General features: G+C 65.5%; 3 protein-coding genes. All 3 read left to right on the forward strand.

What is annotated here, in order from left to right; all coding sequences use genetic code 11:
- Nucleotides 1-89 precede the first annotated feature (89 nt).
- Genes ACXJL8_RS39000 through ACXJL8_RS39010 form a run of 3 tightly spaced genes read left to right on the forward strand, consistent with a single transcriptional unit; the run spans nt 90 to nt 2,292 of the window.
- A complete protein-coding gene (locus ACXJL8_RS39000; protein ID WP_456620859.1) occupies nt 90-557 on the forward strand; it encodes a DUF2269 family protein in 468 nt (155 codons plus the stop codon).
- Nucleotides 558-565: 8 nt separating this feature from the next.
- Nucleotides 566-1,888, forward strand: a complete 1,323-nt coding sequence (locus ACXJL8_RS39005; RefSeq protein ID WP_456686811.1) for a DoxX-like family protein — start codon at nt 566-568, stop codon at nt 1,886-1,888.
- Entirely contained in the window at nt 1,885-2,292 is a 408-nt protein-coding gene (locus ACXJL8_RS39010) for a thiol-disulfide oxidoreductase DCC family protein (RefSeq protein ID WP_456620857.1), read from the forward strand. The genes ACXJL8_RS39005 and ACXJL8_RS39010 overlap by 4 nt, the downstream gene beginning before the upstream one ends.
- The last annotated feature ends 127 nt before the right edge of the window (nt 2,293-2,419 follow it).

Genomic DNA, 2,419 nt, shown 5'->3' on the forward strand with positions numbered 1-2,419 from the left:
GGCCATTGGATGATCGAGCTCGAGGCCGGCGTCAAAGCCGCCAGCGGCGAGCTCGACCGTGCGCTGAAGCCGGTCGCGGGCGGGAAGCCATGACGCTGTATTTCCTGGTCAAATATCTGCATGTGCTCGGCGCCATCGTCATCCTCGGCACCGGAACCGGCATCGCCTTCTTCATGCTGACGGCGCATCGCACGCATGATGCCGAGTTCATCGCGCGCACGGCTTCGGTCGTGGTGGTTGCGGATGCGATCTTCACGCTGTCGGCCGTGATCCTGCAACCCGTCACGGGCGGTCTGCTGATGATGCTCTCGGCCACGTCGGTCACGGAGCGCTGGCTGCTCGCCTCGCTCGCGCTCTATGCCATTGCCGGTCTGTTCTGGGTTCCCGTCGTTTTCATGCAGATCGAGATGCGCGATCTCGCGCGCAAGGCCGCCGAACAGCGCACGGCTTTGCCGGAGCGCTACTTCGTCCTGTTCCGCCGCTGGTTCGCGTTCGGCCTTCCCGGCTTCGGCGCGACGATGTTGATCCTGTGGCTGATGATCGCCAAGCCGTTTTGAGGGGAGTGATGAATCAGCGCACCATTCTCGTGCTCGGCGCTTCCGGCCTGATCGGCCGCTTCGTCACCGACGATTTGCGCCTGCGCGGCTTTCGCGTGGTCGGGCTCGCGCGCAGCCTGTCGCCGGCGCAGAAGATGAGCGCGCTGGACATCGAGTTGCCGATCCTCGCCCTCGATGTGGCCGCGCTGACGCGTTTGCTGAGCGAGCATGCCGTCGATGTCATCGTGAACTGTCTCGGTGTGCTTCAGGACGGTCCGGGCAGCGACACCAGCGCCGTGCATCGCGATTTTGTCGCGCGCCTGCTTGAGGCGATCGGCGACAGCGGCCGCGCGATCCGGCTGGTACACATCTCGATTCCCGGAATCGCGGAGGCCGATCGCACCGCCTTCGCGACGACCAAGCGCGAGGCCGAGCGGCTGATCGCGGCCTCCGGCATTCCCCATGCCATCCTGCGGCCCGGCTTCGTGGTGGCGCCGTCCGCCTATGGCGGCAGCGCCATGCTGCGCGCGCTCGCCGCCTTTCCGCTCGACCTGCCGACTGCGGAGATGGCGACGCCATTCCAGCCCGTCGCCGTCGCGGATATCGCCGTCACCATCGCCTGGCTCGCCGCGCGCGATGTCGATGATGCGTCCGCGCAGGCCGTGAGCTGGGATCTGATGCAATCCGAACCGGCCACGATGGCCGGCGTCGTCAAGCAGTTTCGTGTCGCGTTCGGCACGGCCGGCTGGCCGCACGTCGCAATGCCTTCGCTTGCGCTCGATCTCGGTGCGAAAATCGGCGACCTCGCCAATTATCTCGGCTGGATGCCGCCGATGCGCTCGACGGCCATCGTCGAGCTGCGCCGTGGCGTCACCGGTGATCCCTCAGMGTGGATCGCTGCCACGGGCATTGCGCCGAAGACGCTGGCTGAGACGATCGGGCGCCACCCCGCCACCATCCAGGACAAATGGTTCGCGCGGCTGTTCCTGGTCAAGGCGCTGATCTTCGCCAGCCTGGTCGTGTTCTGGCTCGTCTCCGGATTCATCGCGCTGTTCGTCTCCTATCGCGCGGCCGCCGGCATTTTGACCGCGCACGGTTTTCCGCCGGCGCTGGTCGATCCCATCACGATCGGCACCAGCCTGATGGACATGAGCATCGGCGTGCTGATTGCCTTCCGCCGCACCGCGGCGATCGGGCTGGTCGTGGGCATCGTCGCCTCGCTCGGCTACATGGTGGGTGCTGCGATCCTCACGCCCGACCTCTGGATCGAGCCGCTCGGCGCGCTGGTGAAGACGGGACCGGCGATCGTGCTGATGCTGGTCGCGCTCCTGATGCTGGATAATCGCTCATGAACAAATGGCCGGACGACGACGTGATCCTGTTCGACGGCGTCTGCATCTTCTGCTCGCGCTGGGTCCGCTTCGTGGCGCAGCGCGACACGGCGAGGCGGTTTCGCTTCACGCCGATCCAGTCGGACTACGGGACGAAACTCGCGCGGACATTCGGCATCGATCCCGATGATCCCGACACCAATGCGGTGGTCCATGGCGGCGAGGTGTTCATGAAATCCGACGCTGCGCTGACCGTGCTGTCGCAATTGCCGGGATGGGGATGGACGCGCGCATTGTTCGCCGTACCAAAACCGCTGCGGAATGCGGTGTACAGCCTCATTGCTCGCAACCGCTATCGCATCTTTGGGAAATACGAGGCGTGCTTTGTGCCGGATGCCGATCTACGGGCGCGGGTGATTGAGTAACGCGACGGCGGCCCCACGAATTCGGTGTCGTCCCGGCGTAGGCCGGGACCCATAACCACAGGCCGTAGTTTGGCGAAGACTGGAAGTGAGGGGATCAAACCGCGGTACGCGCACCGCGGTACATCGG

The organism is Bradyrhizobium sp. P5_C11_2, assembly GCF_054049755.1.